This window comes from Kitasatospora sp. NPDC087314 (assembly GCF_044744365.1).
GTDB lineage: Bacteria > Actinomycetota > Actinomycetes > Streptomycetales > Streptomycetaceae > Kitasatospora.
Genome location: NZ_JBIUYE010000013.1, coordinates 227902 through 254836 on the forward strand (window position 1 = coordinate 227902; position 26935 = coordinate 254836).

Below are 26935 nucleotides of genomic sequence, written 5' to 3' on the forward strand. Positions count from 1 at the left end.
GCGGCCCGTTGATCCACACCGACACCGAGGAGGCCCCCGATGACTGACAGCGCCCAACCGCTCGCCGGACAGCGCCGCGTGCTGATCCTGGAGCAGGTCCGCGCGCGCGGCGGGGTCCGGGTGACCGAGCTGGTCCGGGACCTCGGGGTGTCCGACATGACGATCCGCCGCGACCTGGACGCGCTGGCCCGCCGCGGGCTGGTGCACAAGGTGCACGGCGGGGCGGTGCGGATCGAGGCGGCCGCCAGCGGCGAGCCCGGGTTCGAGACCAAGGCCGGCTGGCAGCTGCTCGCCAAGGAGGCGATCGCCCGGGCGGCCGCCGCCCTGGTGCCGCCCGGCTCGGCGGTCGGGCTGGCGGCCGGGACGACCACCTTCGCGGTCGCCCGGCACCTGCGCGCCGTCGAGGGCCTCACCGTGGTCACCAACTCGCTGCGGATCGCGGAGCTGATGGAGGAACCCGACGAGGACGGCACGCCTGCCACCGCGACGGTGATCCGCACCGGCGGCGTACGTACGCCCTCGGACGCGCTGGTCGGCCCGGTGGCCGACCAGGCGATCCGCTCGCTGCACGTGAACGTGCTGGTCATGGGCTGCCACGGCCTCTCGGCCGAGACCGGGCTGACCACCCCGAACCTGGCCGAGGCGGAGACCAACCGGACCTTCCTGCAGTCCGCCCGCCGGGTGGTCGTGGTGGCCGACCACACCAAGTGGAACGCGGTCGGCCTGGCCTCCTTCGCCGCGCTGGAGCAGCTGGACGTCCTGGTCACCGACGACGCGCTGGCGACCGAACACCGGGCGGCGGCGGCCCGGCTGGTCGGCGAGCTGATCGTCGCGCCGTCCGGGGAGCCGGAGCAGGTGGTGCACCCGTAGGCCCGCCATCGGCTCACCCCGAGCTGGCCCGCACCACCAGCTCGGCGGGCAGCTCCAGCCCGGCCGCCGGCGGTGCCTCCCCCCGCACCTGGTCGAGCAGCCGCCCGACCAGCGCGGCGGCGATCGCCCGCAGCGGGAGCCGCACCGAGGTCAGCGCGGGGTGCAGATGGCGGCAGAGCGGCGTGTCGTGGAAGCCGGTGACCGCCACCCCGGCCGGCCCGACCACCAGCCCCTCCGCCCGGACCGCCTCGTAGACGTCCAGCGCCAGCAGGTCGCTCGCCGCCGCGAAGGCGGTCGGTCGCTCGGGCCCGCGCAACAGTTCCCGTACGGCCGCCACGTCCGGCCGCGCCGCCTCCACCGCGGACAGGCCGAGCCGGCCCGCCTCGGCGAGGAAGCCCGCCCGGCGGGCGGCCATCCAGGGCAGTTCCCCGGCGCGGCCGACGTACCCGATCCGGCGGTGGCCGAGCGCCGCGAGGTGGCGCACCACCACGGCCATCGCCGCGTCGTTGGCGATGTCCACCCAGTGCTGCGGCTCCCCCGGAGCGGTCCGTCCGAAGGTGACGAACGGCACCCCGACCCGGGCGACGTGCCCGATCCGGGGGTCGTCGTGCAGCACGTCCGCCAGGACCAGGCCGTCGACCTGACGGGCCGCCACCAGTTCGTCGATGGCCTCCCGAGGGTCCGCCGACCCCGGCCCGGCACCCCGCCCCCCGCCCTGTCCCGGACGGAAGAGCAGCACCCGCTGCCCCTGCGCCCCGGCCGCGTCGACCAGCGCCTCCAGGAAGCCGGCCATCAACGGGTTGGGATCGAAGGGGTCGTCCACCGGGGCGAGGTAGCCGATGGTGCGCCGGGCGCCGCTGCGCAGCGAGCGCGCCGACTGGTCGGGCTGGTAGCCGAGTTCTCGGATCGCCGCGGTCACCCGTGCCAGGGTGTCCGGCCGGACCCGCTGGGGGGCGTTGAGCGCGTTGGAGACGGTCTGCCGGGACACCCCGGCCGCGCGCGCGACCTCCTCGATGGTGGTGGCGCCGCGGCGCGGTCGGCGTGTTCCCTCGGGCATCGGAGACTCCCAGGACGGTGGCTCAGGCGGTCGATCTGTCGAACCGGCAGCGGTCTGTCGGGACGCCACCGGCCTGCCGGACGGCCACCGATCCGGCAGGCCGGTGGCCGTCCCGTCAGACCAGTGGACGGTGCAGGGTCAGCAGCCCGCCGCGCGGCACCGGGATGGCGTCCGCCCGGTCGAGCTCGACCTCGCCCTGCCGGACGATACGCCCTCGGGCGTCCTGCACGGTGGCCTGCACCGTCCCGCCACCGCCGGTCAGCCGGACGTCCGGGTCGACGTCGGCGTTGGCGACCAGCAGCGTGCGCCAGCCGTCCCCGGAGGCGTCCACCGGCAGCGCGGCGTAGCGCGCCACCACGACGGTGGCGCCGCCGTCGGCGGTGACCATCGGGTAGCCGAGGTCGGGCCGGGCCGGGCGCAGCTCGCCGAGCTGCAGGGTGTCGGCGTGCTCGCGGAAGACGCCGAGCCAGAAGGCGATCGCCGCGCGCTGCCCGGGGCTCTGCGCGGCGAGGTCGACGGAGATCTGCGGCACCGAGTACAGCACGTTGATCAGGTGGCAGGCGATCTGCTCCGGCGGCTCGGCCGGGTGCCACATCAGCATGTCCGCGTGGACCGGCACCGGCCCGGCGGCGAGTCGCACGTCGATCGTCCGCTGCCGGTTCTCCTGCGGGCTGAGCGGGCAGTCGGTCGCGCGGATCATGGTGACGTACGGCCACAGGCCGGGGCTGACGTACGGCTGGCGGTGCTCGATCATCGCCTCCGGATCGACCGCGGTGATCCGGCCGCGGATCGCGGCGAGCAGCCGCTCGACGCCCTCGTCGACGCTCTCGCAGTCCGCCTCGGGGCCGACCGGCGGCGCCTCCACCCGGGCGAACCAGTCGACGAAGTCGACCTTGAGCCCGTCCATGCCCCACTCCTCGACGGCGCGGGCGAGCCGGCCGGTCAGGAACTCACGGACCTCGGGGTAGCGCGGGTCGGCGACGATCGCGCCCATGTGCGCGGCGTCGGCGAGCGCGTACCGGCCGATCCGTTCGAAGGCGGCGCTGTCCTTGCCGATGAACGGCAGCGCGTACCAGAGCATGTACCGCACGCCGAGGTCGTGGACGCGCCGCACGTGGGCGGCGGTGTCGGGGAGCGAGACCGGCTCCCAGTCGCCGCAGTGCGCGTAGCCGCGGGTGCGGTCGGCGGTCATCCAGCCGTCGTCGACGATGATGACCTCCAGGCCGAGTTCCCTGCCGAGCGCGGCCTGGGTCTCGACACCCTCGGGCGTGATGTCCTGGTGCATCGAGTACCAGGTGGAGTAGGCGGGGCGGCGGGCGGCGGCGGGGACGTCGGCCTCGCGGCCGGTCCACCACCAGTCGGCGAGGCCGGCCAGGCAGCGGGCGAAGTGCCGGCGGGAGGTGTCGATGCGGACGGTGAGCCGGTCGGCGGCCTGGGCCCAGAACCGGAACTCGCCGGTCTCCTCCAGCACTCCGGCGCCGGCCAGCACGTCGGCGCGCTCGGCGGCGAAGGCACAGATCGCGACGTCGCCGGTGCCGATCAGGGCGGCGATCGGGGCGCCGTTGGCCAGACCGGTGCGGCGCGGGGCGCTCCAGACGGCGGGCAGCCAGCCGGTGCCGCGCGACTCGGGGGTCCAGAAGGAGGTGGCGTCGACGCACGGCACCCGCCACTCGATCCGGACGTCGCCCTTCCCCTCCGCGGTCACCTCGACGACGCCGTCGCCCACCGTACGGGCGGTCGCCGGGCCGCTGACCCGCAGGTCCAGGCCCTCGGCGTGCAGCGGGCGCAGGCCGCCGGCGGCGGTCGGGGCGTGCGGTTCCCAGATCTCGGCCATGCTCAGCCTTTCGTGGCGCCGGCCAGCAGGCCGGAGATGAACTGCCGTTGGAGGACCAGGAAGAGGACCATCATCGGCAGGGTGGACAGCGCGGTGCCGGAGAGGATCGCGCCGTAGTCGGTGGTGCTCTTGCTGCCGTACAGGGTGGCGAGGGCCACCGGCAGGGTGTGCATCCCGGGGCTGCGCAGCGCGATCAGCGGCCAGACGAACTGGTTCCAGGAGCCCAGGAACAGGAAGATCGACAGCGCTGCCAGCACCGGCCGCATGACCGGCACGACGACGCTCCACAGCACCCGGAACTCGCCCGCGCCGTCGACCCGGGCCGCGTCCAGCAACTCGTCCGGGAGGCTGGTGAGCGACTGGCGCATCAGGAACACCGCGAACGGCACGCACAGGCCCGGCAGGATGAGCGCCTGGTAGGAGTCGAGCAGGCCGAAGCTCATCATCATCTTGAACAGCGGGACCAGCATGACCTGTTCGGGCACCACGAGGGTGGACAGCAGCAGCCCGAAGAGCAGCGTCCGGCCCCGGAAGCGGAACTTGGCGAAGGCGTAGCCCGCGAGCAGGGCGACGACCAGCGCGCCGAGGGTCTGGATGCCCGCCACCAGCAGCGAGTTGCCGACCACGCGGAGCAGGCCGATCTTCTGCTCCAGACGGTCCAGGTTCTCGCCGAGGTGGCCGCCGGGCAGCAGCTTGGGCGGCCAGTCGAAGATCTCGGTGTCCTTGCGGGTGCAGGCGATCACCAGCCAGTAGAACGGGCCGACGGACAGGCCGGTGATGCCCGCCAGGAGGAAGGTCAGCGGCCAGCCGCGCAGCTTCTTGACGTTCATCTGTCGCGCTCTCCCATCAGGCGCATCTGGACCGCGCCGAGCACCGACACCAGCAGGGTGAGCGCGTAGGCGATGGCGGAGGCGTAGCCGAAGTCGAAGTACCGGAAGCCGTTCTGGTACAGGTACATGGAGACGGTGAGGCTCGCGTTGTCCGGGCCGCCGCCGGTGAGCACGTACGGCTCGTCGAAGAGCTGGAGCGTGCCGATGGTGGACAGCACGACGGTGAACAGCAGCACCGGGCGCAGCGCCGGGACGGTGATGGCGGTGAAGCGCCGGATCGGTCCGGCCCCGTCGACCATCGCGGCCTCGTACAGCTCCTTGGGGATGCCCTGCAGGCCGGCCAGATAGATGACCGCGTTGTAGCCGGTGTAGTGCCAGGTGAGCACCAGGACCACGGACATCCGGGCCCAGAACGGCTGCCCGAGCCAGTCGACGGTGGGCAGGCCGACGGCGTCCAGCAGCCAGTTGACCGCGCCGTGGTCGGTGTTGAGCAGGAAGGCGAACATCACGCCGGTGGCGACCAGGCCGGTGACGGCGGGCATGAAGACGCCGAGCCGCCACACGGCGCGCCAGCGGACCAGGACGGAGTTGATGCCGACGGCCATCAGCAGGGCCAGCCCGAGCATCAGCGGGACCTGCACCACGAGGATCTGGCCGGTGTTGCTCAGGGCCGTCCAGAACAGCGGGTCGTCCAGCAGGCGGCGGTAGTTGGCGAGGCCCGCGCTGTGGGTGGCGGCGCCGGAGCCGGTGGTGAACGACAGCAGCAGCGAGTCGATGATCGGGTACGCCTTGAACACCCCGAAGGTGATCAGGGCGGGGGCGAGGAGGAGGTAGGGCAGGGCGGTGCGGCGCAGCCGGGCCCGGCGGTACGCCCGCGCGGCGCGCTGCTTCGTCAGGTCCGCTTGGACGGCGGGTGCGGTGGCGGCGGTCATGCGATGCTGCGCCCGGTCTGCTGGGCGAGCTGCTTGGCGGCGTCCTGGAGGACGGCGGCCGGGTCGCCGCCCTTGAGGAAGACCTTGGTCTGGGCGTCGCCGGCGAGCTTGAGGGCTCGGGCGTAGTCGCCGGAGTAGTTGGTGGGGTCGCCGCCGTCGGTGGCGAGTTCGGCGAAGGTCTGCAGGACCGGCTGGCCGCCGTAGTAGGCGCTGGGCGCGGAGTACGTCGGGTCGGCGTAGGCCGCGGTGAGGGCGGGGAAGACGCCGCCGGCGGCGAACATGCCGTTCACCGAGGCGGGGCGGGTGAGCGCGTACTCGACGAACTTCCAGGCCGCCCGGCGGCGCGGGCTGGAGGCGGCGACGGCCAGGTGGGTGGAGTTGACCAGGGCGGTGCGCTTGCCGCCGGGGGTGACCGCCGGGGGCTTGGCGAGGCGCCAGTTGCCGCTCTGGTCGGGGAACTTGGCCTCCAGGTAGTGCGCGGCCCAGGCGGGCACCGGGGCGACCCCGAGCTTGCCGGCCTTCATCAGGGTGGCCCAGCCCTGGTCGCCGGGGGCGTCGGCGACCATCCCGGCGTCGTCCAGGCGCTTGACGACGGCCAGGGCGCGGACGCCGGGATCCGAACCGAGGGTGATCTTCCCCTGGAGGTCGAAGTAGAAGGCGCCCTGGAGCTGCATCAGGGACTGTACGAAGTCCAGGTCGGGGCTGGGGTTGGCGGCCTTGTTGATGCCGATCAGGGAGATGCCGGGGTTGGCGGCCTTGAAGCGGTCGGCGACGGCGATCAGGTCGTCCCAGGTGGCGAAGACGGTGGGGTCGATGCCGGCCTTGTCGAAGTAGTCCTTGCGGTAGAAGAAGCCGAGCGGGTTGACCTCCCAGGGCAGCGCGTAGGCGTGGCCGTCCTTGCCGCTGACGACGGGCCACAGGCCCTTGGCGAACTTGTCCCGGTGGGCGTCGGCGCCGTACGCCGAGAGGTCGGCCAGGCCGCCGGGGAACTTCTCCAGGTAGCCGGGCAGGTAGTCGCAGCCGATGTGCAGGACGTCGCCGAGGCCCTGGCCGCCGGCTGCCAGGCCCACGGTGATCTTGTCCCAGATGGCCGGGTTGCCGATGTCCTGGACGTCGACCTTGATCCCCGGGTTGTCCTTCTCGAACGCCGGGACGACCCCGCGCAGGGCGACGGCGGCCGCGGCCCAGGACCAGACGGTGATGGTGCCGGTGTCGGCGTCCCCGCCCGGGGCTCCCCCCGAACCGGAGTCGCCGCAGGCCGTGAGCGCGCCGCCGGCCGCCAGGGCCAGCAGACCCGCCCCTGAGGCGCGGAACAGATCGCGACGAGAAAGGTGTGACATTGCATTCCTCTCGGTGGGGTGGCGAGGGTCGGGGAGCGCGAGAAGGGGGGTGGTGAGGGCGGGAGCACTGAGAGCGGGGGGATGGCGAGCGCGAGGGGCGTCGTGCTGGTTTTGAACGTTCAAATACACAAAACAGACCGGAACCAAACAGGTTCGAACGGGCGGGTCACAGCAAACGCCCACCCTCCCCGCTTCGTCAAGACCCGGGCGCGGGGAGGGTGGGCTCCGAAACCGATCTGTTACCAGCCCGCGCGCCGACCACAGGGCGAAGATCCGCAGCAGTCATGGCAACCCCGCACCACCGAAGGAGCGTTAGGCGAAGACGACCAACAACGGACTGTAGGAACAACTTTCCGAACACCATCTGACCGGGTGTCGGAGAAAAGGAGGCAATGGTGCGGGCTGTTCGAGGCGTGGCCGTCCTGCTGGCGGTGGGGGTCGTCGCGGCCCTGGTCGCGGGAGACTCCGACGCGAAGGGCAGACCGACCGCCACCGACGCCGCTCCGTCGAGCCCCACGCCCGACCCGACCGACACGCCGCCCGCCAGCCCCAGCCCCGACCCCGTCCCCTCCCCCACGCCGACCTGGGACGGCCAGGTCAAGGTGCTCGGCGACGGCTCCACCTCCGAGACCGGCCCGCAGCCCAGGCAGGCCACGCCGGAGAAGCTGAAGCCCGGCGAGAAGCCGCCGCAGTTCGTGGTGTTCTCCTGGGACGGGGCACTGGAGGGCGACGACCACCTGTTCTCGCGCTTCCGCAAGCTGGGCGCGGAGAACAACGCCCAGATGACGTTCTTCCTCAGCGGCATCTACACCCTGCCCAAGTCCAAACGCACGCTCTACCACCCGCCGCAGCACGACGCCGGCGCCGCCTCCATCGACTTCGCCACCGACGCCCACATCAAGGACACCCTGGAGCAGCTGCGCCTGGCGTGGCAGGACGGGAACGAGATCGGCACCCACTTCAACGGGCACTTCTGCAACGCCAAGGGCGGCGGCGAGTGGAGCACCGAGGAGTGGAAGAGCGAGCTCGACCAGGCGATCTCCTTCGTCACCAACTGGAAGACCAACACCGGTTTCAAGAACCTGCCGCCGCTGCCCTTCGACTACACCAAGGAGCTGGTCGGCGGCCGCGCCCCCTGCCTGGAGGGCCAGAAGGCCCTGCTCCCGGCCGAGAAGGCGACGGGCTTCCGGTACGACGCCAGCTCGCCGGGCGAGTTCCAGGTCTGGCCCACCAAGAAGGGCGGCATCTGGAACTTCCCGCTCCAGCTGCTGCCCTACCCGGGCAAGTCGACCCAGGGCCTCTCGATGGACTTCAACTTCCTGGCCGGCCAGTCCGGGAACGACACCAAGGGCGACCCGAAGAAGTACGCCACCTGGGAGAAGGAGACCCGGGAGAGCTACCTCAGCGGCTTCGAACGGGTCTACAACGGCAGCCGGGCCCCGCTCTTCATCGGGAACCACTTCGAGACCTGGAACGGCGGCATCTACATGCAGGCCATCGAGGACGTGATGAAGAGCGTCTGCAACCGGGACGGCGTCCGCTGCGTCTCCTTCCGCCAGGTCGCCGACTGGCTGGACGCCCAGGACCCCAAGGTGCTCGACAAGCTGCGCAGCCTGGACCCCGGGCAGCCGGCCGACTGGTCACGACTGGTCAAGTGACCCGGTCCCGGCGGCCGCGGGGCCCGTGGTGTCACGGGCCCCGCGGCGGGCCGGACCTGCCCGGCCCTACGGCGTCTTCATGTACGAGGTCCAGATCCGGGTGGGCAGCGCGGAGTCCGGGGTGTCCGGGGCGGCGCCGCCCACCCCCTCCAGTGAGAGCAGCTTCATGTCCTTCAGGTCCGCCCGGAAGACCGTGACCGCCGTGGACACCTGCCCGTTGTAGCCGACGAACCACCCCGCCGTACGGTCCGCGGTGGTGCCGGGCTTCCCGGCGACGTCGGGGCCGGCCTCCGCCGCCGACGTGGCGCTGCCAGTGCGGACCGCGCCCTTGAGCGCCGCGTCCACCTCCGCCGCGACCGCCGGGGTCAGCGCCTGCGCGGCGGTCGGCAGGCGCAGGGCGAGCTGCTCGCCGTTCCGGGTGATCCCGAGGACCGAGTACGGGTCCGTGTGGCGGCCTCCCCCGGCGAAGGCGGCGTACGCGTCGGCGGTCCTGATCGCGCTCGGCATGGAGTTCCCGACCCCGAAGGCCGGCACCAACTCCCCCATAGTGGCCGGGAGCACGCCCAGGTCCACGGCGGTCTTCTGCACCTGCTCCAGGCCGACGTCCATGCCGAGCTGCATCATCGGCCCGTTGACGGACTGCTCCAGCGCGCTCCTCAGGGTGAGCGTGCCCCAGTCCCGCTTGCCGTCGTTGGCGGTCTTCACGATCTTCCCGTCACGCCCCCAGTACGGCCCCTCCGGGGTCATCACGTTCACCCCGTTGTCGCCGTCGTAGGTCGTGGTGGGCAGGACCGGGGTACGGCTGCCGCCCCGCTGGCGCTGCACGCCCTGGCCGAGGCCGGCGGCGTACACCAGCGGGGTGAAGGCCGAACCGACCGGCACCGAGGAGGTGTTGGCGTTGTCGAAGCCCTGCTTCAGGTAGTCGGGGCCGCCGTAGAGCGCGACGATCCGCCCGTCGAGGGACACCGACGCGGCGCCGACCCGCAGGAACCTGTCGGCCTCGCGGTTGCCGGGGTCGATCCCCTTGGTGGCGTCCTGCACCGCGGCGGCCAGGGCGTTGACCTTCGGCTTCTCGAAGGTGGTGTGGATCTGGTGGCCGCCGAGGTCGAACTGGGCCGCCGTGATGTCGCTGTGGCTCTCCACGTAGGTCCTGGCCATGTCCACCAGGTACCCGATCTGTCCGCTCAGCCCCGCCGACTTCGGCTGGGGCCTGGGCTCGGGGAACACCGTGTACTTGGCGCGCTCGGCGGCCGAGAGCTTGCCGGCCTTCACCATCCGGTCCAGGATCCAGGACCACCGGTCCTCGGCCCGCTGGTGGTTCTCCGCGCTGAGCGCCGGATCGAACTGCCCGGCCCCCTTCAACAGGGCCGCCAGGAGGGCCCCTTCACTCGGATCGAGCTGCGAGACGTCCTTGCCGTAGTACGCCGCCGCGGCACGTTCGATGCCGTAGCTGCCGCGCCCGAACCAACTGGTGTTCAGATAGCCTTCGAGGATCTCCTGCTTGCTCATCCGCTGGTCCAGCTTGATCGCGATGACCATCTCGCTGAGCTTGCGGGACATGTCCTGACGCTGGTTCAGATAGATGTTCTTGACGTACTGCTGGGTGATGGTCGAGCCGCCCTGGGTGTCACCGCCCGAAGCCATCTGGTAGACCGCGCGGCCGATGCCCGTGATCGAGATCCCCGGATCCGAGTAGAAGGTCTCGTTCTCGGCGGCCAGCACGGCCCACTGCACCGACTGCGGCACCCGGTCGAGCGGCACCTCCTGCCGGTTGGTCTGGCCGATCCGCGCCATCTCGGTGCCGTCCGCCCAGTAGTAGACGTTGTTCTGCTGGGTGGCGAAGGCGTTCAGGTCCTCCGGGACCTTGGTGGTCCGGTAGAACCAGGCCAGCCATCCCGCCAGCACCACCGCCCCCGTCCCCGCCACCAGGAGCAGCAGCCGCCAGGACGGAAGCCAACGGCGGACCCCGCGCCGCCCTCTGCGCGGGTAGTTGATCCACCGCGACGGACGCCATCGCCGACGTCCGGGCTTCTCGTCCTCGGCCCCGTCGCCTTGGTCAGCACACACAGTCCGGTCTCCGATTCGCTCGTGGGGACAGGTCCTCCGAACACTCAGACGCGATGGGGGCCGCATCACGGCAGACCGGAACGGGTGTGATCATGGTCATAAAGTCCGCGGCCCGCGACCTCAACCGAACGCCCTCGCAGAGCCGTTGACCCGGGCGCCGACACGTACGGCCGAAGGCGGGCGGTGGATCAGGCGGTGACGTGAACGACCGCGCGGATCGGGCGAACCGGGGTGTCGAGCCGGCGGGTGGTCAGTGCTGGGGGCCGGTGGCCGGGCGGAACGACGAACCGCCGCGCAGGCCTACCTCCCGACCTCGCGCAGGCGGAAGTCCTCCACCGTCTCGCGGCGGATCAGCAGCCGGGCCCGGCCGTCCTTCACCGCGGCCACGGCGGGGCGGCCGACGAGGTTGTAGCCCGACGCCATCGACAGCTGGTACGCCCCGGCCGCCGGGACGGCCAGCAGGTCGCCCGGCCGCAGGTCGGCGGGCAGGACGGCGTCGCGCACCAGCACGTCGCCGGCCTCGCAGTGGCGGCCCACCACGTCCACCCGGGCGGCGCCCGCCTCCGAGCGGCGGCCCACCAGCCGGACGCTGTACGGAGATCCGTACAGCGCCGGGCGCGGGTTGTCGCTCATCCCGCCGTCCACGGCGGCGAAGCAGTGGCCGTCCGCGGTGTGCTTCACCGACAGCACCCGGTACACCGCCACCGCGGCCGGCCCGGCCACCGCGCGGCCCGGCTCGACGATCAGGCGCGGCACCTCCAGGCCCGCCTCGGCGCAGCGCACCGCCAGCCGGTCGGTCACCCGCACCGCGAAGTCGGCGACGTCCAGCTCGGCGTCCCCCGGCAGGTAGCGGATGCCGTGGCCCCCGCCGAGGTCCAGCTCGGGCAGTTCCACGCCGTGCTGCGCCCGGATCTCCGCGAGCAGGCGCACCAGCGCGTCCACCGCCCGCAGGTACGGCTCCACCTCGGTGATCTGCGAGCCCAGGTGGCAGTGCAGACCGGCCAGTTCGAGCCCGGGCTGAGCCAGCACCCGGGCGATCGCGTCGGCCGCGTCCCCGCCCTCGATCGGGAAGCCGAACTTCTGTCCGCCCACGCCCGTCCGCACCGCCGCGTGGTGCCCGGCCGCGATCCCCGGCACCACCCGGACCAGCACCCGCTGCGGGGTGTCGGCGGCCACCAGCGCGGCCAGCCGGGCGATCTCGGCCGGGCCGTCGATCACGATCCGCCCCACCCGCAGCCGCCGGGCCAGCCGCAGCTCCTCCGGGGACTTGGCGTTGCCGTGCAGCAGGATCCGCTGCGCCGGGAAGCCCGCCGAGGCGGCCAGCCACAGCTCGCCGGAGGAGCACACGTCCAGGCCCAGCCCCTCCTCGGCCACCCAGTCGGCCATCGCGCTGCACAGGAAGGCCTTGGCCGCGTACAGCACCTCGGCGTGCGGCAGCGCCCGCCGGTAGGCCCGCGCGCGGCCCCGCACCTCGGCCTCGTCCAGGACGTACAGCGGGGTGCCGAACCGCTCGGCGGCCTCCGCCAGCCCCACCCCGCCGACCAGCACGTCTCCGCCGGGACCGGGCCGCGCCGAGGCCGGCCAGGGGCCGCCGAGCGCGTCGGCGGGGGCGGTCGAGGGGACGGTCGAGGGGACGGGGAAGGCCGGGGCGGTGAGCTGGGTCATGGCGGTACTCCAAGGGGGTGGGGCGGGGTGCAGGGGGCCGGTCAGTCCTCGAAATGCATCGCGATCCGGCAGTGCGCCGGGCGACCGCGGTCGTGGCCGACCGTGGCCGCGGGCGCAGGATGCGGCGGCTCGGCGCTGTCCTGGCGGTCCTGGCCGTCCTGGCGGTCCTGGCGGCCGGCGGCGGACACCAGGCGGACCAGGCGGCGCGTCGGCTGCTCGACGGCGGTGGCGATCGTGCTGCTCACGGGAGGCTCCTCGGGGCTCGGGCGGGCCGCCGTGGTGCGGCCCTCGATTCAGTGGATCCCCACCGGCCGCGGATCGCACCGGGCCTTGACGCGCGGCCTACGCGCCGCCGGGCATCCTTGACGCCTTCCTGACATCCGCCGCCGCCCGCCCGGCATCCACTGCCGCAGACCCTCGACCGAACGGCCGCTCGCACACCCGAACGGCCGATCCACTCGCGTGTCAGAGAGCTGTCAAGGACGCCCGCCCCGGCGCCAAGTCCGCGTCAAGAGGTGCGGGACGGGCAGGGATCCGATGGTGGGCTGTGCGCCGTCCCCGTCGCCACCGAGCACGCCGTCCCGCCGCTTCGGGGCGGCCCGGAAGGTCCCCCGAGACGATGCGCCGTTCGGCCCTCACCCCACCGGACACCACCACCGCCGCCCGAACCGACTGGTTCCGTCGCCCGGCACGGGTCCCCGAGCAGTCCCCGCACCACCGAGCGGACCGCCGACCGGACCACCGGTCCGACCAGCACCCGCACCACCACCCGAGCCACCGGCCGAGCGAGCCCGGCGGGCGGCGCCGGCTCATCACCCGCCGCCAGCTCGCCGAGGCCCTGCCCGCCGCCGTCCGCAAGCTCCACCCGCGCACCATGATGCGCAACCCGGTGATGCTCGTGGTGGAGACCGGCTCGGCGCTCACCACCCTCAGCGCGGTGATCCACCCGAGCGTCTTCGCCTGGGTGATCGGCTTCTGGCTCTGGCTGACCGTGCTGTTCGCCAACCTCGCCGAGGCCGTCGCCGAGAGCCGGGGCAAGGCGCAGGCCGAGTCGCTGCGCCGTGCCCAGGCCGGGACCACCGCCCGGCGGCTGCTGCACTGGCGGGTCGGCACCAGCGACCACCGCCACGAGGTCATCCCCGCCGAGCAGTTGATGCTGCACGACGTGGTGCTGGTGCCGGCCGGCGAGGTCGTGCCGCAGGACGGCGAGGTGGTCGAGGGCGTCGCCTCCGTCGACGAGTCGGCGATCACCGGGGAGTCCGCGCCGGTGATCCGCGAGTCCGGCGGCGACCGCACCGGTGTCACCGGCGGCACCAGGGTGCTCTCCGACCACCTGGTCGTGCGGGTCACCTCCCGGCCGGGGCAGAGCTTCGTCGACCGCATGATCGCCCTGGTGGAGGGGGCCGACCGGCAGAAGACCCCGAACGAGATCGCGCTCAACATCCTGCTCGCCTCGCTCACCATCGTCTTCCTGCTGTCCGTGGTCTCGCTCCAGCCGATGGCGATCTACGCGCACGCGCCGCAGACCACCGTCGTGCTGGTCGCCCTGATGATCGCGCTCATCCCGACCACCATCGGCGCGCTGCTGTCCGCGATCGGCATCGCCGGGATGGACCGCCTGGTGCAGCGCAACGTGGTCGCCCTGTCCGGCCGGGCGGTCGAGGCCGCCGGGGACGTCGACGTGCTGCTGCTCGACAAGACCGGCACCATCACCTACGGCAACCGCCGGGCCGTCGCACTGCACCCGCTGCCCGGCGCGAGCACCGAACAGCTCGCCGAGGCGGCCCAGTTGGCCTCGGTCGCGGACGAGACGCCGGAGGGCCGCTCACTCGTCGAGTTGACGAACCGTCAGTACTGGGTGCCGCCCCGCGCGCCCGGCGAACTCGGCGAGCAGCGGCCCGTCCCGTTCAGCGCGCACAGCCGGATGAGCGGCGTCGACCTCAGCTGGCCCGACGGGACGGGCTGCCTGATCCGCAAGGGTGCCGCCGGTGCCGTCGCCCGGTGGGTGGTGGAGTCCGGCGGGCGGATGCCGATGGAGGCCAAGCCGCTGGTGGACCGGATCGCCGAGGCCGGCGGCACCCCGCTGCTGGTCGCCGTCCACGACCGGCACGGCGCCCGCGCGCTCGGCGTGGTCGAGCTCAAGGACGTGGTGAAGGAGGGCATCGCCGAACGCTTCGCCGAGCTGCGGCGGATGGGCATCCGCACCGTCATGGTCACCGGCGACAACCCGCTCACCGCCCGCGCCATCGCCACCGAGGCCGGGGTCGACGACTTCCTCGCCGAGGCCACCCCCGAGGACAAGCTCGCCCACCTGCGGCGCGAGCAGGCCGCCGGGAACATGGTGGCGATGACCGGAGACGGCACCAACGACGCCCCCGCCCTCGCCCAGGCGGACGTCGGGGTGGCGATGAACTCCGGCACCCCGGCCGCCAAGGAGGCCGGCAACATGGTCGACCTCGACTCCAACCCGGCGAAGCTGATCGAGATCGTCCGGATCGGCAAGCAACTCCTGATCACCCGGGGCGCGTTGACCACCTTCTCGATCACCAACGACGTGGCGAAGTTCTTCGCGATCATCCCCGCGATGTTCGCCGGCTCCTACCCCGGCCTGCACCACCTCAACATCATGGAACTGCACAGCCCCACCTCGGCGATCGCCTCCGCGATCATCTTCAACGCGCTGATCATCATCGCGCTGATCCCGCTGGCCCTGCGCGGCGTCCGCTACCAGCCCGCCTCCGCCACCGACCTGCTCCGGCGCAACCTGCGGGTGTACGGACTGGGCGGGCTGGTCCTGCCGTTCCTCGGCATCAAGGCGATCGACCTGCTGATCCAGTTCGTGCCCGGGCTCGGCTGACCCGGCGGCTGTCAGGAGGCCGTCAAGAAGTCCGCGGCCGGCGTCATGGTGGTGTCAGCGGCGGTACGGACGAACCGGTTCCGGGGTTCACTGGAGTCATTCGAAGCTTGGGAGTACCGACCCGGAGAGACGGAGGCGAACGGCCATGACCGGGACCACCCGAGTGATCGTCGGCCTGAGCGGATCACTGAGCAGTCTGGCCGCCCTCTACCACGCCGTCGGCGAGGCGGCCCGCCACGAGGCCGTGCTGGTGCCCGTCGCCGCCTGGACCGCGAGCGAGCGGGACGGGCTGCGCCCGCTGTCCGAACTGGAGCACGCCGCCCGGCGGCGGCTGGACATCGCCTTCGAGCAGGCCTACGGAGGCTACCCGGCCGGCCTGGTCATCCACCCGCTGGTGGTCAACGCCGAGCCGGGGCCGGCCCTGGTCGGCGCCGTCACCGGGCCGGCGGACCTGCTGGTCCTCGGCGCCGCCACCCGCCGCCGCCTCGACCGGCTGCGGCACGGCTCGGTGGCCCGGCACTGCCGCCACCGCGCGAGCTGCCCGGTGGTCGAGGTGTCGCCCTCCGCGCTGCTGACCCGGCTCGAACTCCCCGCCCGCACCGGCGCCCCGCTGCCCCTGCTGGGACGGGTCTGACCCGCCGTCCGCCGGCCCACAGCCTGCCCGCCGGCTCGGCGCGTCACCTCACCCACGCCGAGCCGGCGGGCGCCATCGCGTCCGGAGCCGGCCCCAACTCGACGACCGCGTCCGCGTGTTCGCGCACCAGTGGCAGGTCGTGGCTGATCAGCGCCAAGGTCACCCCGTGCTCGGCGCGCAGCCGGCCCAGCAGGGCCATGATGCCCGCCGCCGTGTCGGCGTCCAGCGCCGAGGTCACCTCGTCGCACAGCAGCACGTCCGGTTCGGCCGCCAACGCCCGGGCGATGGCGACGCGTTGACGCTGGCCGCCGGACAGCTCGTGCGGGTGCCGGGCAGCCAGGTCGGCCGGAAGGTCGACGGCGGCCAGCAGTTCGGCGATCCGACCGGGGCACTGCTCGTGCGGGGTGGCGTGGTGCAACCGCAGCGGCCTGGTGAGGGTGGCGCCGACGGTGCGGGCCGGATTGAGCGCGCCGAGCGGGTTCTGCGGGACGAGCTGGACGCGGCGGCGCTGTTCGCGGGTGCGGGCGTGGTGCGAGCCGGCCAGCGGGGCGCCGTCCAGGGTGAGGGTGCCGCCGGTGGGCGGGTGGAGCCCGGCGAGGACGCGGACCAGGGTGGTCTTGCCCGCGCCGGAGGGGCCGGTGATGCCGGTGCAGCTGCCGGGCGCCAGGTGCAGGTCGACCCCGGCGAGGATCCGGCGCCGCCCGCGCCCGTACCCGACGTGGGCGTCGACGCCGAGCGCGGCCAGTCCGGCGGCGGCGCGGTCCGAGCCCGGTTCACCCGGTCCGGGCCGGGCGGTCCGTACGGCGGCCTGGGCGGCGGCCCGGACGGGGACGGCCCCGGGGCGGGCCGGGGCGAGGGCGAGCACCTCGTCGGCGCAGCGGGCGACGAAGGCGGCGTCGTGGCTGGAGAGCAGGACGGCGATGCCGTGCCGGCGGGCGAGTTCACGCAGCAGGTCGGCGATCTCGTCCCGCAGTCCGGGGTCGAGACCGGCGCTGGGCTCGTCGAGGAGCAGCAGGTCGGGGCGGCGGGCGAGGGCCCGGGCGAGGGCGACGCGGCGCTGCTGGCCGCCGGACAGGGCGGCCGGGCGGCGGCGTTCGAGCTGCTGGTCGGCGGGCAGCCGGACCTGGGCGAGCAGCTCGCGCAGCGCCTGCGGGCTGCGGTCGACGGCGGTCTCGGCGAGCAGCTTGGCGACCCGCATCCGGGGATTGAGGCCGGAGCCCGGGTCCTGGCCGAGGAAGGCGATCCGGTGGCGGCGCAGCCGGCGCAGCGGTTCGGGGGCGAGGTCGAGGACGTCCTGGCCGAGGACGGTGACCCGTCCGGTGGCGCGGGCGCCCGCGGGCAGGGCGCCCGCGAGGGCGTGCAGCAGGGTGGTCTTGCCCGCGCCGGAGGGGCCGGTGACGGCGTGCACCCGCCCGGGGCGCAGGTCGAGGCTGACCGGGGCGAGCAGCGGGGTGCCGTCCGTGAGGGCGACGGCGAGCCGGTCCACGCGGGCGGTGGGGGTGTCGGTCACAGCGCTGCCTCCGAGTCGGTCCGGGTGGGGGCCAGGGCGTCGGCGGCGAGGTTGACGCTGACCGCGAGCAGGCCGATGGCCAGGCACGGCGCGGCGACCGCCGACGGGTTGAGCAGGATCCCGGCGGAGTTCTCGCGGATCATCAGCGCCCAGTCGGCTTCGGGAGGCTGCGGCCCGAGCTGGAGGAAGGCGGCGACCGAGACGACGTACACGCCCTCGACGAAGCGCAGCCCGAACAGGGCGAGGACGGTGGCCCGCAGGTTGGGCAGGATCTCGCGGGTGACCAGGTACCAGAGCCGTTCGCCGCCGGCCGCGGCGGCCTCGACGTAGCCGGTGGCGGCGATCGGCGCGGCCGCGGCGGCGACCACCCGGACGGCGTAGGGGGTGCCGAGCACCACGGCCGCGGCGGCGACGGCCAGGCGGCCGCCGGCCGGCCAGGCGAGGGCGATCAGCATGATGCCGAGCACGGCGGGCAGCAGGATGGCGACGTCGGCGGTCCGTTCGACCCAGCGGCCGAGCCGCGGGCGCAGCACGGCGAGCACGCCCAGCACGGTGGCGGCGCCGGTGACCAGCACGGCGACGGCGAGCGCGGTGGCGATCAGCGGCGCGCCGCCGTGCAGCAGGCGGCTGAACACGTCGCGGCCGAGCTGGTCGCCGCCGAGCACGGCCTGGTCGTCCGGGGCCCCGTAGGGCGCGGTGAGCGGCAGGTCGACGGGGTGCGGGGCGAGCAGCGGCCCGGCGAGCGCGAGCAGGACCAGCAGCAGGGCGGGCAGGGCGCGGACCAGCACCCGGCGGCGCCGCTCGGGCAGGGTGCTCATCCGCGCACCCCCAGGACCCGCTCCCGGATCAGGTCGGCGGCGAGCAGCAGGACGCTGATGGCGGCCCCGGCCGCGGCGACCACGCCGGCCACCAGCGGAGTGTCCCGGTCGGCGATCGCCCCGGCGAGGACGGCACCGATCCCGGGGTAGTTGAACAGCGTCTCGACCACGACGGCGCCGCCGAGCAGCATGCCGGCCGAGGTGGCGGTGGCGACGGCGATGCCGGGCAGGGCGCCGGGCAGCAGGTGGTGGGTGAGGATGCGGTGGCGGGGCAGTCCGTCCAGGACGGCGGCCCGCACGTGCGGCAGCGCGGCCTGGTCGGCGAGGGCGCCGCGGACGATCCGGGTGTTCCAGCCGATCTGCGGGACGGCCAGGGCGAGGGCGGGCAGCACGATCATGTCCCAGGAGGCGGGTGCGCCGTCGGCGCCGGTGAGGGTGACTGCGGGCAGCCAGCCGGTCCACAGCGAGAAGACCAGCAACAGGCCGACGGAGAGCACGAATTCGGGCAGCGCGAAGGCGGCGGTGGCGAGTACCGCGATGGTCCGGTCGACGCGGCCGCCGGGGCGCAGCGCGGCCCAGCCGCCGAGGGCGAGGGCGCCGAGGACGCTGGCGGCGAGGGCGAGGCCGCCGAGCAGCAGGGTGTTGGGGAAGGGTCCGGCCAGCACGGAGGTGACCGGTTCGCCGTGGGCGGTGGTGCCGAGGTCGCCGGTGGGCAGGCCGGTCATCCAGTCCCAGAAGCGTTCCGGGAGTGGCCGGTCGAGCCCGAGGGCGGCGCGGCGGGCGGCCACCTCGGCGGCGCTCGCGCCGCGGTCGGAGGTGGCGCCGGCGGCGTCGCCGGGCAGCAGTTCGACGGCCGCGAAGACGGCGGCGAGCAGGACGGCGAGCAGGCCGATCCGGCGGGCGGCGAGCAGCCCGACCCGGCCGAGGCCGCCGAGCCGCCCCGCCGGGGACGCGGCGGCGCCCCCGGCGGGAGTGTGCGTGGGCGTCACCGAGGCGGTGGTCAACGCGCCAGCCAGGTCTTTTCGAGCTGGACGCGCCCGTAGCCGGGCAGCGTGGGCAGGCCCCGGACGGCGGAGCCGGCGAGATCGATGCCGTCGGCCATGCCCCAGAGCAGGTAGCCGGACCCGGCGTACTCGATCTCCTGGAGCTGGTGCAGCAGCTTGCCGCGCTCGGTGGCGTCGGCGGTGCCCATGGCCTTGCGGTAGGCCTCGTCGAAGGCGGGCTCGTTCCAGCCGGCCTCGTTCTGGCCGGCGTCGGAGAGCATGGTCTTGGAGGCGAAGAAGACCACCGAGTCGTTGGTGCCCCAGTAGCTGGTGTAGAGCTGGCCCTTGAGCCAGGTGGCGTCCCAGAACACCTTGGAGTCCTGCTTGACCACGTTGATCTTCACGCCGGCCTCGCGGACCTGGGTGGCGAAGAGGGTCGCGGACTCGGCGAGGCCGGCGATGTCCTCGGTGGTGATCAGGTCGTAGGTCCTGCCGGTGTCGAAGCCGGCCTCGGCGAGCAGCTGCCTGGCCTTGTCGAGGTCGCGCCTGCGCTGCGGGACGTCCTTGGCGTAGACCGGGTCGCCGGTGCCGAGGATGTCGTTGGCGACGGTGCCGTAGCCGGAGAGGACCTGCTTGACCATGGCGTCGCGGTCGACCGCCAGGCGCAGTGCCTCGCGGACCCGGGCGTCGGCGAACGGGCCGTCGGCGGTGCGCATGACGACGGGCATCGCCATGTCGTTGGGGCGACGCAGGATCTGGACGTCCTTGCGGGCCTCGGCGGTGCGGGCGGCGACGGCGCCGACGTTGGAGGCGACGTCGATCTGCCCGGCGAGCAGGGCGTTGGCCATCGCCTGGGGGCTCTCGAAGATGCGGACCTCGACGGCGTCCAGGGGCGGCTTGCCGCCGTACCACCGGTCGTTGCGGACGAGGCGGGCGTTGCCGTCGCGGTACCAGTCGAGCTTGAACGGGCCGGTGCCGGGGGCGCCGGCGAGGGCGTCGTCCTTGGTGTCCTTCTTGAGGACGAACGTGGTGAGCCGGGTGAGCAGCGGCAGTTCGGCGTTGGGGTAGTCGGAGACCAGGACGACGGTCCTGGCGTCCTCGGCCTGGATGCCCTCGGGCTGGATGCCGGGCAGTCGGCTCTTGCCGGAGGGGGTGTTGCGCAGGCGCTTGAGCGACCAGACGACGTCCTCGGCGGTGACGGGGGTGCCGTCGTGGAAGGTGGCGCCGTCGGCGATCGTGAACCGCCAGGTCCTGAGGTCCTCGGAGGGCTTCCAGGAAGCGGCGAGCCGGGGGGCGGTGTTGGTGGTGTCCCCGGGGATCGTCAGCGTGTCGTAGAGCAGGCTGATGATCAGGTAGTCGCTCTCGTTGGACTGGGTGCCGTGCGGATCCCGGGTGACGGCGGAGGCCCGGCCGAGCGCGCCGATCTTCAACGTGCCGCCGCTGCGGGGCTGTTCGCCCGCGGCGCCGGAGGACGGGGCGGTACTCCCGGCGCCGGGCTTGGCGCCGCCACAGGCGGCGAGCACCCCGGCGGCGCCGATTCCGGCGGTGGCCCACATCAGCTGTCGTCTGGTGACGCTCACGTCGTACGTCCTCGTTTCCGGGTGGAGCGGGGTTGAGCGGGGGGTTGAGCACGACGAGGCTGGAACAGCCCTGAAGCAGGCTCAAGCGAAAATGCTTAGGTTTGCCTATCCTAAAATCACAGCCCAGCGCAACCCACCTGCGCCGGAATGGCGCAAGGGCGCCCCGGCCCAGCCGTGATCCAACTCACGCCCGCACAACGGCAACTGAGCCCCACCCCCACTCCTCCGTACACGTACGCGATCACACCGCCACCGGAACTCCGCCGGACTCACTGGTAAGGATTGCCTTACCTAAGACCGGTTGTTAGGTTCTCGATCGTCGCCCGGCCGCCGACACCTGCCCACGCCACTCCTGGAAGGTGCCCCCGTGCCCGCCTGCCCCGCACCGGTCCGCCCGCTCGATGCCGCCGCCGTCGCCGAACTCACCGGCGCCGCCGACGCCCTGCTGGTCCGCCACGGCTCCGCCACCAGCCCCGGACTGCTCGCCGACCTGCCAACCGCGTGCGCCGCCCTCAGCCCCGCCCTGCGCCACACCCTGCGTCCCGTCGACACCGCCGACGGCCTGTTCGTCCTGCGCGGCCTGACCGTCGACGACGCCCGCCTCGGCCCCACCCCGGCCCACTGGTCGAAGGTCGAGGACGCCGGCGCCGGCTGGGACGTGGTGCTGCTGCTCGTCTCCACCCTGATGGGCACCCCGATCGCCTGGGACGGCCAGCAGGACGGCCGGTTCGTCCACAACATCGTGCCCTCGCCAGGCCACGAGGGCGAGCAGACCGGCGCCTCCAGCTCCGTCCTGCTCACTCCGCACACCGAGGACGCCTTCCACCCCGGCCGCGCACACCTCCTGCTGCTCTGCTGCCTGCGCAACCACGACCGGATCGCCACCACCGCAGCCAGCGTGCGCCTGACCGGGCTCGCCGAGTCGGACGTCGACCAACTCCGGCGCCCCGTCGCACCGATCCTGCCCGACGACGCGTACGAGCAGGCCCGGCACTACGGTGGCCGCCCCGCGCCGGTGCCCACGCTCTTCGACTCCCCCGAGGGTCTGACCATGCGCTACGACCCGGCCTACACGCCCCTGGACGGCACCGACCAGGCATGGCGCGAGGCGTACGGGCGCCTGGGCGAGGAACTGGCCCGCGTCTCCGTCGCGGTGAGCCTGGAGCCCGGGGACATCCTGGTCGTCGACAACGACATCGTGGTCCACGGCCGGGTGCCGTTCCGGGCCCGCTACGACGGCACCGACCGCTGGCTCAAGCGCGCCTCCGCCCGCGTCGAGGGGCGCCCCACCCGGCCCACCGCCGAGCACGACGAGCACGGCTACGGCCAGGCCGCCCTCACCGCCTGGGCCGTCTAGGCCGCCTGGGCCGTGAGCCCCGCCCCCACCACCACCCACCTCGAAAGGGCCCGCCCGTGGACCGCGACGACACCACCCTGCGCGTACTCTCCACCAGCGACCTCGCCGGCCTGGACATCACCCTCGCCGACGTCGTCGACACCGTCGAACAGGCCTACCGCACCCTCGCCGCCGGACTGTCCGACAACCCGCGCAAACTCACCGTCAAGCCCGCCGACGGCCACTCCGTCTCCTACGCCATGCTCGGCCGCGACGGCTCCCGCGACATCGTCGCCGTCAAGACCTCCTACAAACACGGCCTGCACGACAGCCGCGAACGCCAGCACTACTACACGACGCTGACCATCTACGACGACGTCACCGGCCTGCCGGTGGCGATGATGGACTGCTCCCGGATCGGTTCGCTGCGCACCCCGGCCGTCTCCGCCCTGCTGGCCCGCGAGTGCGCCGCGCCCGACCCGCGCACCGCGCTGGTGATCGGCACCGGCACCCAGGGCCGCCTCGCCCTGCCCTTCCTGCTCACCACCCTGCCCGGGCTGGAGCGCCTGCTGCTGTCCGGCACCCACCCCGACGGCATCGCCGCCGTCCGCGCCGAACTCGCCCGGCGCTTCCCCGACCGCGAGCTCGAACTGGTCACCGACCTGCGCAGCGCCGCCGCCGACGCCGACATCGTCGTCGCCACCGCCGGCGGCCACACCCCCGCCGCCGTCGAGGCCGAGTGGCTCAGGCCCGGCGCCGTGTCGATCCTCGTCGGCCACGGCCTCGCCCCCTCCACGCTGCACCGCGCGGACCGGGTGATCGCCACCAGCGAGGCCCAGATGCACGTCACCGGCACCGACATGGCCGACCCGGACGGCACGTTCCCGGCCGTCGACCTGGAGCTGCCCGCCGCCGTCTCCGGCGCCGCCACCGCCCGCACCAGCCCCGACCAGCGCATCTTCGCCTACAACAGCGGACTGGTCGTCACCGACATCGCGCTCGGCCACCGCTTCGCCCAGCTCGCCGCCGCCCAGCACCTCGGCACCGAGGTCGCCCTGTGGCGCTGAGCCTGCCCGCGCACCCCGACCCGCTCGCCGCCCGCCTGCACGCGAGCGGCCTGCTGCCCGAACTCGCCCACGGCCTCGGCGGCCCGTTCCACTACCTGCTGCCGGAACGCTTCGACGCCAACCTGGCGGCCTTCCGCACCGCCCTCACCGACGCGGGCGTCGACGGCCTCGTCTACTACGCCAAGAAGGCCAACAAGGCCGCCGTGTTCATGGACCGCTGCGCCGCGGCCGACGCGGGCGTCGACGTCGCCTCCCTCGGCGAACTGCGCGACGCCCTCGGCCACGGCGTGCGCGGCGAGGACCTCGTCGTCACCGGGCCCGCCAAGAACGACCGGCTCCTGTGCGTCGCCGCCCGGCAGGGCGCGCTGATCGCCGTCGACGCCCTCGACGAACTGGACCGCCTCCTCGCCCTCAACGGCGAGCGCCCCGTCCGGGTGCTGCTGCGCCGCCACCCGTCGGCCCAGCCGGGCAGCCGGTTCGGGCTCGACGAGGCGCAGTTGCACGAGGCGCTGGCGCGCTGCGTCGCGGCCGGGCCCACCGTCCGGATGGAGGGCTTCAGCTTCCACCTGTCCGGCTACGAGATCCGGCCGCGCGCCGACCTCGCCGGGGAGCTCGTCGAACTCTGCCTCAAGGCCAGGGCGTTGGGCCTCCAGGCCGACCGGATCAGCATCGGCGGCGGCTTTCCCGTCGACTACGTCCCCGCCGACGACTGGCACGCCTTCCTCGCCGAACAGGGGCCGGAGCACTACCACGCCCACAAGGCCTTCACCGCAGCCGACTTCTACCCCTACCACTCCCCCGTCGCCGGGGCGGACGCGCTGCGCTCGATCCTCGCCGCCCGCCCCGGCGGCACCGGCGCCACCCTCGCCGAACGGCTGCGGCAGTCCGGGGTGACGCTGTTGCTCGAACCCGGGCGCGCCCTGCTGGACCGCGCCGGCTCCTCCGTCTTCCGCGTCCAGGGCGTCAAGGACCGCGCCGGGTACGGCATCGTCACCGTCGACGGGACCAGCCTCAGCCTGTCCGAGCAGTGGTTCGCCAGCGAGTACCTGCCCGAGCCGCTGCTGCTGACCGCACGCGCCGACGCCGCGGCGGGGCCCTACCCGGCCTGCGTCGGCGGCGCCAGCTGTCTCGACTCCGACCTCCTGACCTGGCGCAAGATCGCCTTCCCCGCCCGCCCCCGCCCGGGCGACCTGCTCGTCTACCCCAACACCGCCGGCTACCAGATGGACTCCAACGAGTCCCCCTTCCACGAACTGCCGCTGCCGCCCAAGGTCGTCATCGACCATCCGGCGGACGGCCACCGGCCGCGCTGGCGCCTCGACCGCTGACCCCCGCCCACCCCGGCCCTGCTCACCGAGTCCCTACCTACCCCGTCCCCGCTCACACCGTCCCCGCGGAGTCCCACACCATGACCGACGCCCTCCACCGCCCCCCGGTGGTCAGCCGGATATCCGACCTCATCGGCTACACCCCGCTGTTCGAACTCGCCCGTTCCGACAACGGCGCCCGGCTGCTCCTCAAGCTGGAGATGTACAACCCCACCGGCAGCGCCAAGATCCGGATGGCCCGCCAGATGGTCCTCGACGCCGAGGAACGCGGCGAGCTGGGCCCGGGCGGGCACATCATCGAGTCCACCTCCGGCAACACCGGCCTCGGCCTCGCCGTCGTCGCCGCCGAACGCGGCTACCGCTTCACTGCCGTCGTCGACAACCACGCCGCCGCCGACAAGCTGCGCGGCATGAAGGCCATGGGCACCGATCTCGTCTACGTCGCCGAGGACGGCGGCGAGGAGCTCAACACCGCCGCCCGCGAGGAACTCGCCGAGGAGATGGCCCGCGGGCGGGAGAACACCGTCTTCACCGAACAGCACAACAACCCCGGCAACGCGGTGGGTTACCACGCCGTCGGCCGCGAGATCGCCCAGGCCCTCGACAACCGGGTGGACGTGCTGATCGGCGCCGTCGGCACCGGCGGCGGCCTGTGCGGCACCGCCCGGGAACTGAAGAAGACCGTCCCCGGCCTCGCCGTCATCGGCGTCGAGCCCAAGGGCTCCATCGCCTTCGGCCCGCCCGCCCACGACTACTACCAGTCCGGCACCGGCACCCCCGAAGGCGCCACCATCGGCCTCCTCGTCGACTACGACCTCATCGACGAGGGCGTCAAGGTCGGCGACGTCGAGGCCTTCGCCACCGCCCGCGTCGTCGCCCGCCGCACCGGCCTGCTGATCGGCGGCTCCGCCGGCGGGGTCGTCCACGAGGCTCTGACCCGCCTCGGCCAACTCCCGCCCGACGCGGTTATGGTCGCCTTCGTCAACGACGGAGGCGAGAAGTACCTGGACGCCGTCTTCAACGACGACTGGATGAACGCCCGTTCCCTGATCGACGGCGCCGTCGAAGCCGGCATCGACGAGACCCTCACCAAACTCCGCAGGAACTGAACTCCACCATGCAGCAGCTGACCACCCTGGCCCGCGACGGCCGCGCCCTGGCCGCGCTCGCCGTCCCCCTCGCCCTCACCCAACTCGCCCAGGTCGCCCTCACCACCACCGACACCATCATGATGGGCGTCCTCGGCACCGAGGCGCTCGCGGCCGGCGGCCTCGCCCTGGTCATCTTCAACCAGCTGCGCACCATGGGCGTGGGCCTCGTCACCTCCGTCGGCAACCAGGTCGCGGCCGCCGCCGCCCGCGCCGAGCAGGCCGACTCCGCTCGTGCCGAGCAGACCGACGGCGGAGTCGACGCCCAGCGCAGGGCCGACGACGAGGTCCGCGGCCTGGTCCGCGCCGCCCTGGCGGTCGCCACCCTCGCCGGGATCGCCGGCGCCGTCCTGATGGTCCTGATCGGCCAGGCCGCCACCCTGCTCGGTCAGGAGGCCGCCGTCGCCCACCGCACCCAGGGCATGCTCGCGGCGCTCGCCCCGGGTCTGCTGCCCTGCCTGTGGTTCCAGGCGATCCGTCAGTTCACCGTCGGCATGCGCCGCCCGCAGGCGCTGCTGCAGATCACCCTGGTGTCCGTCGCCGTCAACGCCGCGCTCAACTGGGCCTTCATCCACGGCAGCTGGAGCTTCCCGAAGCTGGGCCTGACCGGCATCGGAGTCGCCACCAGCTGCGTCCACCTGCTCTCCTTCCTCGCCCTCTACGGCTCCGCCCGCCGGGATCCGCTGCTCGGCCCGCTGCTCAGCCTGCGCGCCTGGCGGGCCGACCTGCCGACCGTCCGGCGCCTGCTCGGCCTCGGCACGCCGATCGCCGCCACCTACGGCTCCGAGGCCGGGTTCTTCTCCGTCACCGCCCTGCTCGCCGGCAGCTTCGGCGCCGCCGCACTGGCCGCGCACACCGCCGTCAACCAGCTGATCTACCTGGTGTTCCAGGTCGCGGTGGGGCTCTCGCACGCGGCCTCCATCAACGTCAGCCGGGAGCTGGCGCTGGGCGACTACCCGGCGGCCCGGCGCATCCGCGACACCGCGCTCGCCTGCGGGGCCGTCGTCATGACGGTGGTCGGGACGGTCTACCTGGCCCTGCCCGAGCTGGTGCTGCGGCCGTACTTCGACCCGTCCTCGGCCGCCGACCAGCAGGGGCTGGACATCGCCACCGGACTGCTGGGCGTCGTGGCCGTCCTGCAGTTCTTCGACTGCGCGCAGAACATCGGCGTCGGCCTGCTCCGCGGCCTCGACGACACCAGGAGCGGCTTCCGCATCACCCTGGTCGGCTACTGGCTCGTCGGCCTCCCCGCCGCCTGGCTGCTCGCCTACCCCCTCGGCGGCGACACCCGCGGCCTCTGGCTCGGCCTGCTGATCGGCCTCGCCACCACCGCCGTCCTGCTGCTGCGCCGCTACGGCCGGGCCCTCACCTCCCGGGCCACCGACACCCAGGAGCCCGTCCCTGCGATCTAGCCGGCGCAA

The 26935-nt window shown here is 73.5% G+C and carries 21 protein-coding genes; 9 read left to right on the forward strand and 12 right to left on the reverse strand.

Translation table 11 applies throughout. The features are described 5' to 3' along the window. The first annotated feature begins 39 nt into the window (after positions 1-39). Positions 40-870 carry a DeoR/GlpR family DNA-binding transcription regulator gene (locus tag ACIO5E_RS27780; protein ID WP_400672809.1) on the forward strand — a complete coding sequence of 277 codons (831 nt, stop codon included), beginning with the start codon at positions 40-42 and terminating at the stop codon, positions 868-870. Positions 871-883: 13 nt separating this feature from the next. Here the strand turns inward: ACIO5E_RS27780 and ACIO5E_RS27785 are convergent, their stop codons facing one another. The 5 genes from ACIO5E_RS27785 to ACIO5E_RS27805 all read right to left on the reverse strand — a co-directional run bounded on the left by ACIO5E_RS27785 (position 884) and on the right by ACIO5E_RS27805 (position 6863). Continuing rightward, on the reverse strand, positions 884-1927 hold the full coding sequence (locus ACIO5E_RS27785) for a LacI family DNA-binding transcriptional regulator (RefSeq protein ID WP_400672810.1): 1044 nt from the start codon (positions 1925-1927) through the stop codon (positions 884-886). 115 nt (positions 1928-2042) lie between these two features. Continuing rightward, entirely contained in the window at positions 2043-3761 is a 1719-nt protein-coding gene (locus ACIO5E_RS27790) for a glycoside hydrolase family 36 protein (RefSeq protein WP_400672813.1), read from the reverse strand. A 2-nt stretch (positions 3762-3763) separates the two neighbouring features. Next, on the reverse strand, positions 3764-4591 hold the full coding sequence (locus ACIO5E_RS27795; protein ID WP_400672816.1) for a carbohydrate ABC transporter permease: 828 nt from the start codon (positions 4589-4591) through the stop codon (positions 3764-3766). Next, positions 4588-5523, reverse strand: coding sequence for a carbohydrate ABC transporter permease (locus ACIO5E_RS27800; protein WP_400672818.1), 936 nt, complete (start codon positions 5521-5523; stop codon positions 4588-4590). The genes ACIO5E_RS27795 and ACIO5E_RS27800 overlap by 4 nt, the downstream gene beginning before the upstream one ends. Beyond that, a complete protein-coding gene (locus tag ACIO5E_RS27805; protein ID WP_400672820.1) occupies positions 5520-6863 on the reverse strand; it encodes an ABC transporter substrate-binding protein in 1344 nt (447 codons plus the stop codon). The genes ACIO5E_RS27800 and ACIO5E_RS27805 overlap by 4 nt, the downstream gene beginning before the upstream one ends. A gap of 395 nt (positions 6864-7258) precedes the next feature. Here ACIO5E_RS27805 and ACIO5E_RS27810 point away from each other — a divergent pair, with 395 nt between their 5' ends. After that, positions 7259-8521 carry a hypothetical protein gene (locus ACIO5E_RS27810; protein WP_400672821.1) on the forward strand — a complete coding sequence of 421 codons (1263 nt, stop codon included), beginning with the start codon at positions 7259-7261 and terminating at the stop codon, positions 8519-8521. Positions 8522-8587: 66 nt separating this feature from the next. Here ACIO5E_RS27810 and ACIO5E_RS27815 read toward each other — a convergent pair whose 3' ends face one another. The 3 genes from ACIO5E_RS27815 to ACIO5E_RS27825 all read right to left on the reverse strand — a co-directional run bounded on the left by ACIO5E_RS27815 (position 8588) and on the right by ACIO5E_RS27825 (position 12498). Next, positions 8588-10588 carry a transglycosylase domain-containing protein gene (locus tag ACIO5E_RS27815; RefSeq protein WP_400672824.1) on the reverse strand — a complete coding sequence of 667 codons (2001 nt, stop codon included), beginning with the start codon at positions 10586-10588 and terminating at the stop codon, positions 8588-8590. 300 nt (positions 10589-10888) lie between these two features. After that, the gene (gene lysA / locus ACIO5E_RS27820; RefSeq protein WP_400672826.1) at positions 10889-12253 is read right to left on the reverse strand and encodes a diaminopimelate decarboxylase; all 1365 of its coding nucleotides are present in this window, start codon (positions 12251-12253) and stop codon (positions 10889-10891) included. Between the two features lie 41 nt (positions 12254-12294). After that, entirely contained in the window at positions 12295-12498 is a 204-nt protein-coding gene (locus ACIO5E_RS27825; protein ID WP_400672828.1) for a hypothetical protein, read from the reverse strand. Positions 12499-12872: 374 nt separating this feature from the next. Between ACIO5E_RS27825 and kdpB the strand changes: the two genes are divergently transcribed. Together kdpB and ACIO5E_RS27835 are read left to right on the forward strand one after the other, a co-directional pair. Continuing rightward, positions 12873-15110: a potassium-transporting ATPase subunit KdpB gene (gene kdpB, locus ACIO5E_RS27830; protein ID WP_400672830.1), complete on the forward strand. Its 2238-nt coding sequence runs from the start codon at positions 12873-12875 to the stop codon at positions 15108-15110. A gap of 145 nt (positions 15111-15255) precedes the next feature. Next, entirely contained in the window at positions 15256-15744 is a 489-nt protein-coding gene (locus ACIO5E_RS27835) for a universal stress protein (protein WP_400672832.1), read from the forward strand. Between the two features lie 43 nt (positions 15745-15787). On the opposite strand, the gene ACIO5E_RS27840 is transcribed toward ACIO5E_RS27835, so the two are convergent. From ACIO5E_RS27840 to ACIO5E_RS27855, 4 genes are read right to left on the reverse strand one after another with little or no spacing between them, the layout of a single operon-like run. After that, positions 15788-17254, reverse strand: a complete 1467-nt coding sequence (locus ACIO5E_RS27840; protein ID WP_400672834.1) for an ABC transporter ATP-binding protein — start codon at positions 17252-17254, stop codon at positions 15788-15790. Then, positions 17251-18072, reverse strand: a complete 822-nt coding sequence (locus ACIO5E_RS27845; RefSeq protein WP_400672836.1) for an ABC transporter permease — start codon at positions 18070-18072, stop codon at positions 17251-17253. The genes ACIO5E_RS27840 and ACIO5E_RS27845 overlap by 4 nt, the downstream gene beginning before the upstream one ends. After that, a complete protein-coding gene (locus ACIO5E_RS27850; protein WP_400672993.1) occupies positions 18069-19088 on the reverse strand; it encodes an ABC transporter permease in 1020 nt (339 codons plus the stop codon). The genes ACIO5E_RS27845 and ACIO5E_RS27850 overlap by 4 nt, the downstream gene beginning before the upstream one ends. Further along, entirely contained in the window at positions 19073-20635 is a 1563-nt protein-coding gene (locus ACIO5E_RS27855) for an ABC transporter substrate-binding protein (RefSeq protein WP_400672839.1), read from the reverse strand. Before ACIO5E_RS27855 ends, ACIO5E_RS27850 begins: the two co-directional genes overlap by 16 nt. A 367-nt stretch (positions 20636-21002) precedes the next feature. Between ACIO5E_RS27855 and ACIO5E_RS27860 the strand changes: the two genes are divergently transcribed. From ACIO5E_RS27860 to ACIO5E_RS27880, 5 genes are all read left to right on the forward strand, one after another. After that, the gene (locus tag ACIO5E_RS27860) at positions 21003-21992 is read left to right on the forward strand and encodes a TauD/TfdA family dioxygenase (protein ID WP_400672840.1); all 990 of its coding nucleotides are present in this window, start codon (positions 21003-21005) and stop codon (positions 21990-21992) included. A gap of 56 nt (positions 21993-22048) precedes the next feature. Then, positions 22049-23038 (forward strand): ornithine cyclodeaminase family protein, encoded by a 990-nt coding sequence (locus ACIO5E_RS27865; protein ID WP_400672842.1) that lies wholly within the window; start codon positions 22049-22051, stop codon positions 23036-23038. Then, positions 23029-24366 carry a Y4yA family PLP-dependent enzyme gene (locus ACIO5E_RS27870; protein ID WP_400672845.1) on the forward strand — a complete coding sequence of 446 codons (1338 nt, stop codon included), beginning with the start codon at positions 23029-23031 and terminating at the stop codon, positions 24364-24366. Before ACIO5E_RS27865 ends, ACIO5E_RS27870 begins: the two co-directional genes overlap by 10 nt. Positions 24367-24446: 80 nt before the next feature. Further along, complete coding sequence (locus tag ACIO5E_RS27875) at positions 24447-25475, forward strand: cysteine synthase family protein (protein WP_400672847.1); 1029 nt, start codon at positions 24447-24449, stop codon at positions 25473-25475. Positions 25476-25483: 8 nt separating this feature from the next. After that, the gene (locus tag ACIO5E_RS27880; RefSeq protein WP_400672849.1) at positions 25484-26926 is read left to right on the forward strand and encodes an MATE family efflux transporter; all 1443 of its coding nucleotides are present in this window, start codon (positions 25484-25486) and stop codon (positions 26924-26926) included. Positions 26927-26935: the final 9 nt, after the last annotated feature.

What these genes read in the sequence shown, in the direction of transcription:
- ACIO5E_RS27780 (WP_400672809.1), top strand. Translation starts at nt 40, where the DNA reads ATGACTGACAGCGCCCAACCGCTCGCCGGACAGCGCCGCGTGCTGATC.
- ACIO5E_RS27785 (WP_400672810.1), bottom strand. Translation starts at nt 1,927, where the DNA reads ATGCCCGAGGGAACACGCCGACCGCGCCGCGGCGCCACCACCATCGAG.
- ACIO5E_RS27790 (WP_400672813.1), bottom strand. Translation starts at nt 3,761, where the DNA reads ATGGCCGAGATCTGGGAACCGCACGCCCCGACCGCCGCCGGCGGCCTG.
- ACIO5E_RS27795 (WP_400672816.1), bottom strand. Translation starts at nt 4,591, where the DNA reads ATGAACGTCAAGAAGCTGCGCGGCTGGCCGCTGACCTTCCTCCTGGCG.
- ACIO5E_RS27800 (WP_400672818.1), bottom strand. Translation starts at nt 5,523, where the DNA reads ATGACCGCCGCCACCGCACCCGCCGTCCAAGCGGACCTGACGAAGCAG.
- ACIO5E_RS27805 (WP_400672820.1), bottom strand. Translation starts at nt 6,863, where the DNA reads ATGTCACACCTTTCTCGTCGCGATCTGTTCCGCGCCTCAGGGGCGGGT.
- lysA (WP_400672826.1), bottom strand. Translation starts at nt 12,253, where the DNA reads ATGACCCAGCTCACCGCCCCGGCCTTCCCCGTCCCCTCGACCGTCCCC.
- kdpB (WP_400672830.1), top strand. Translation starts at nt 12,873, where the DNA reads ATGCGCCGTTCGGCCCTCACCCCACCGGACACCACCACCGCCGCCCGA.
- ACIO5E_RS27835 (WP_400672832.1), top strand. Translation starts at nt 15,256, where the DNA reads ATGACCGGGACCACCCGAGTGATCGTCGGCCTGAGCGGATCACTGAGC.
- ACIO5E_RS27845 (WP_400672836.1), bottom strand. Translation starts at nt 18,072, where the DNA reads ATGAGCACCCTGCCCGAGCGGCGCCGCCGGGTGCTGGTCCGCGCCCTG.
- ACIO5E_RS27875 (WP_400672847.1), top strand. Translation starts at nt 24,447, where the DNA reads ATGACCGACGCCCTCCACCGCCCCCCGGTGGTCAGCCGGATATCCGAC.
- ACIO5E_RS27880 (WP_400672849.1), top strand. Translation starts at nt 25,484, where the DNA reads ATGCAGCAGCTGACCACCCTGGCCCGCGACGGCCGCGCCCTGGCCGCG.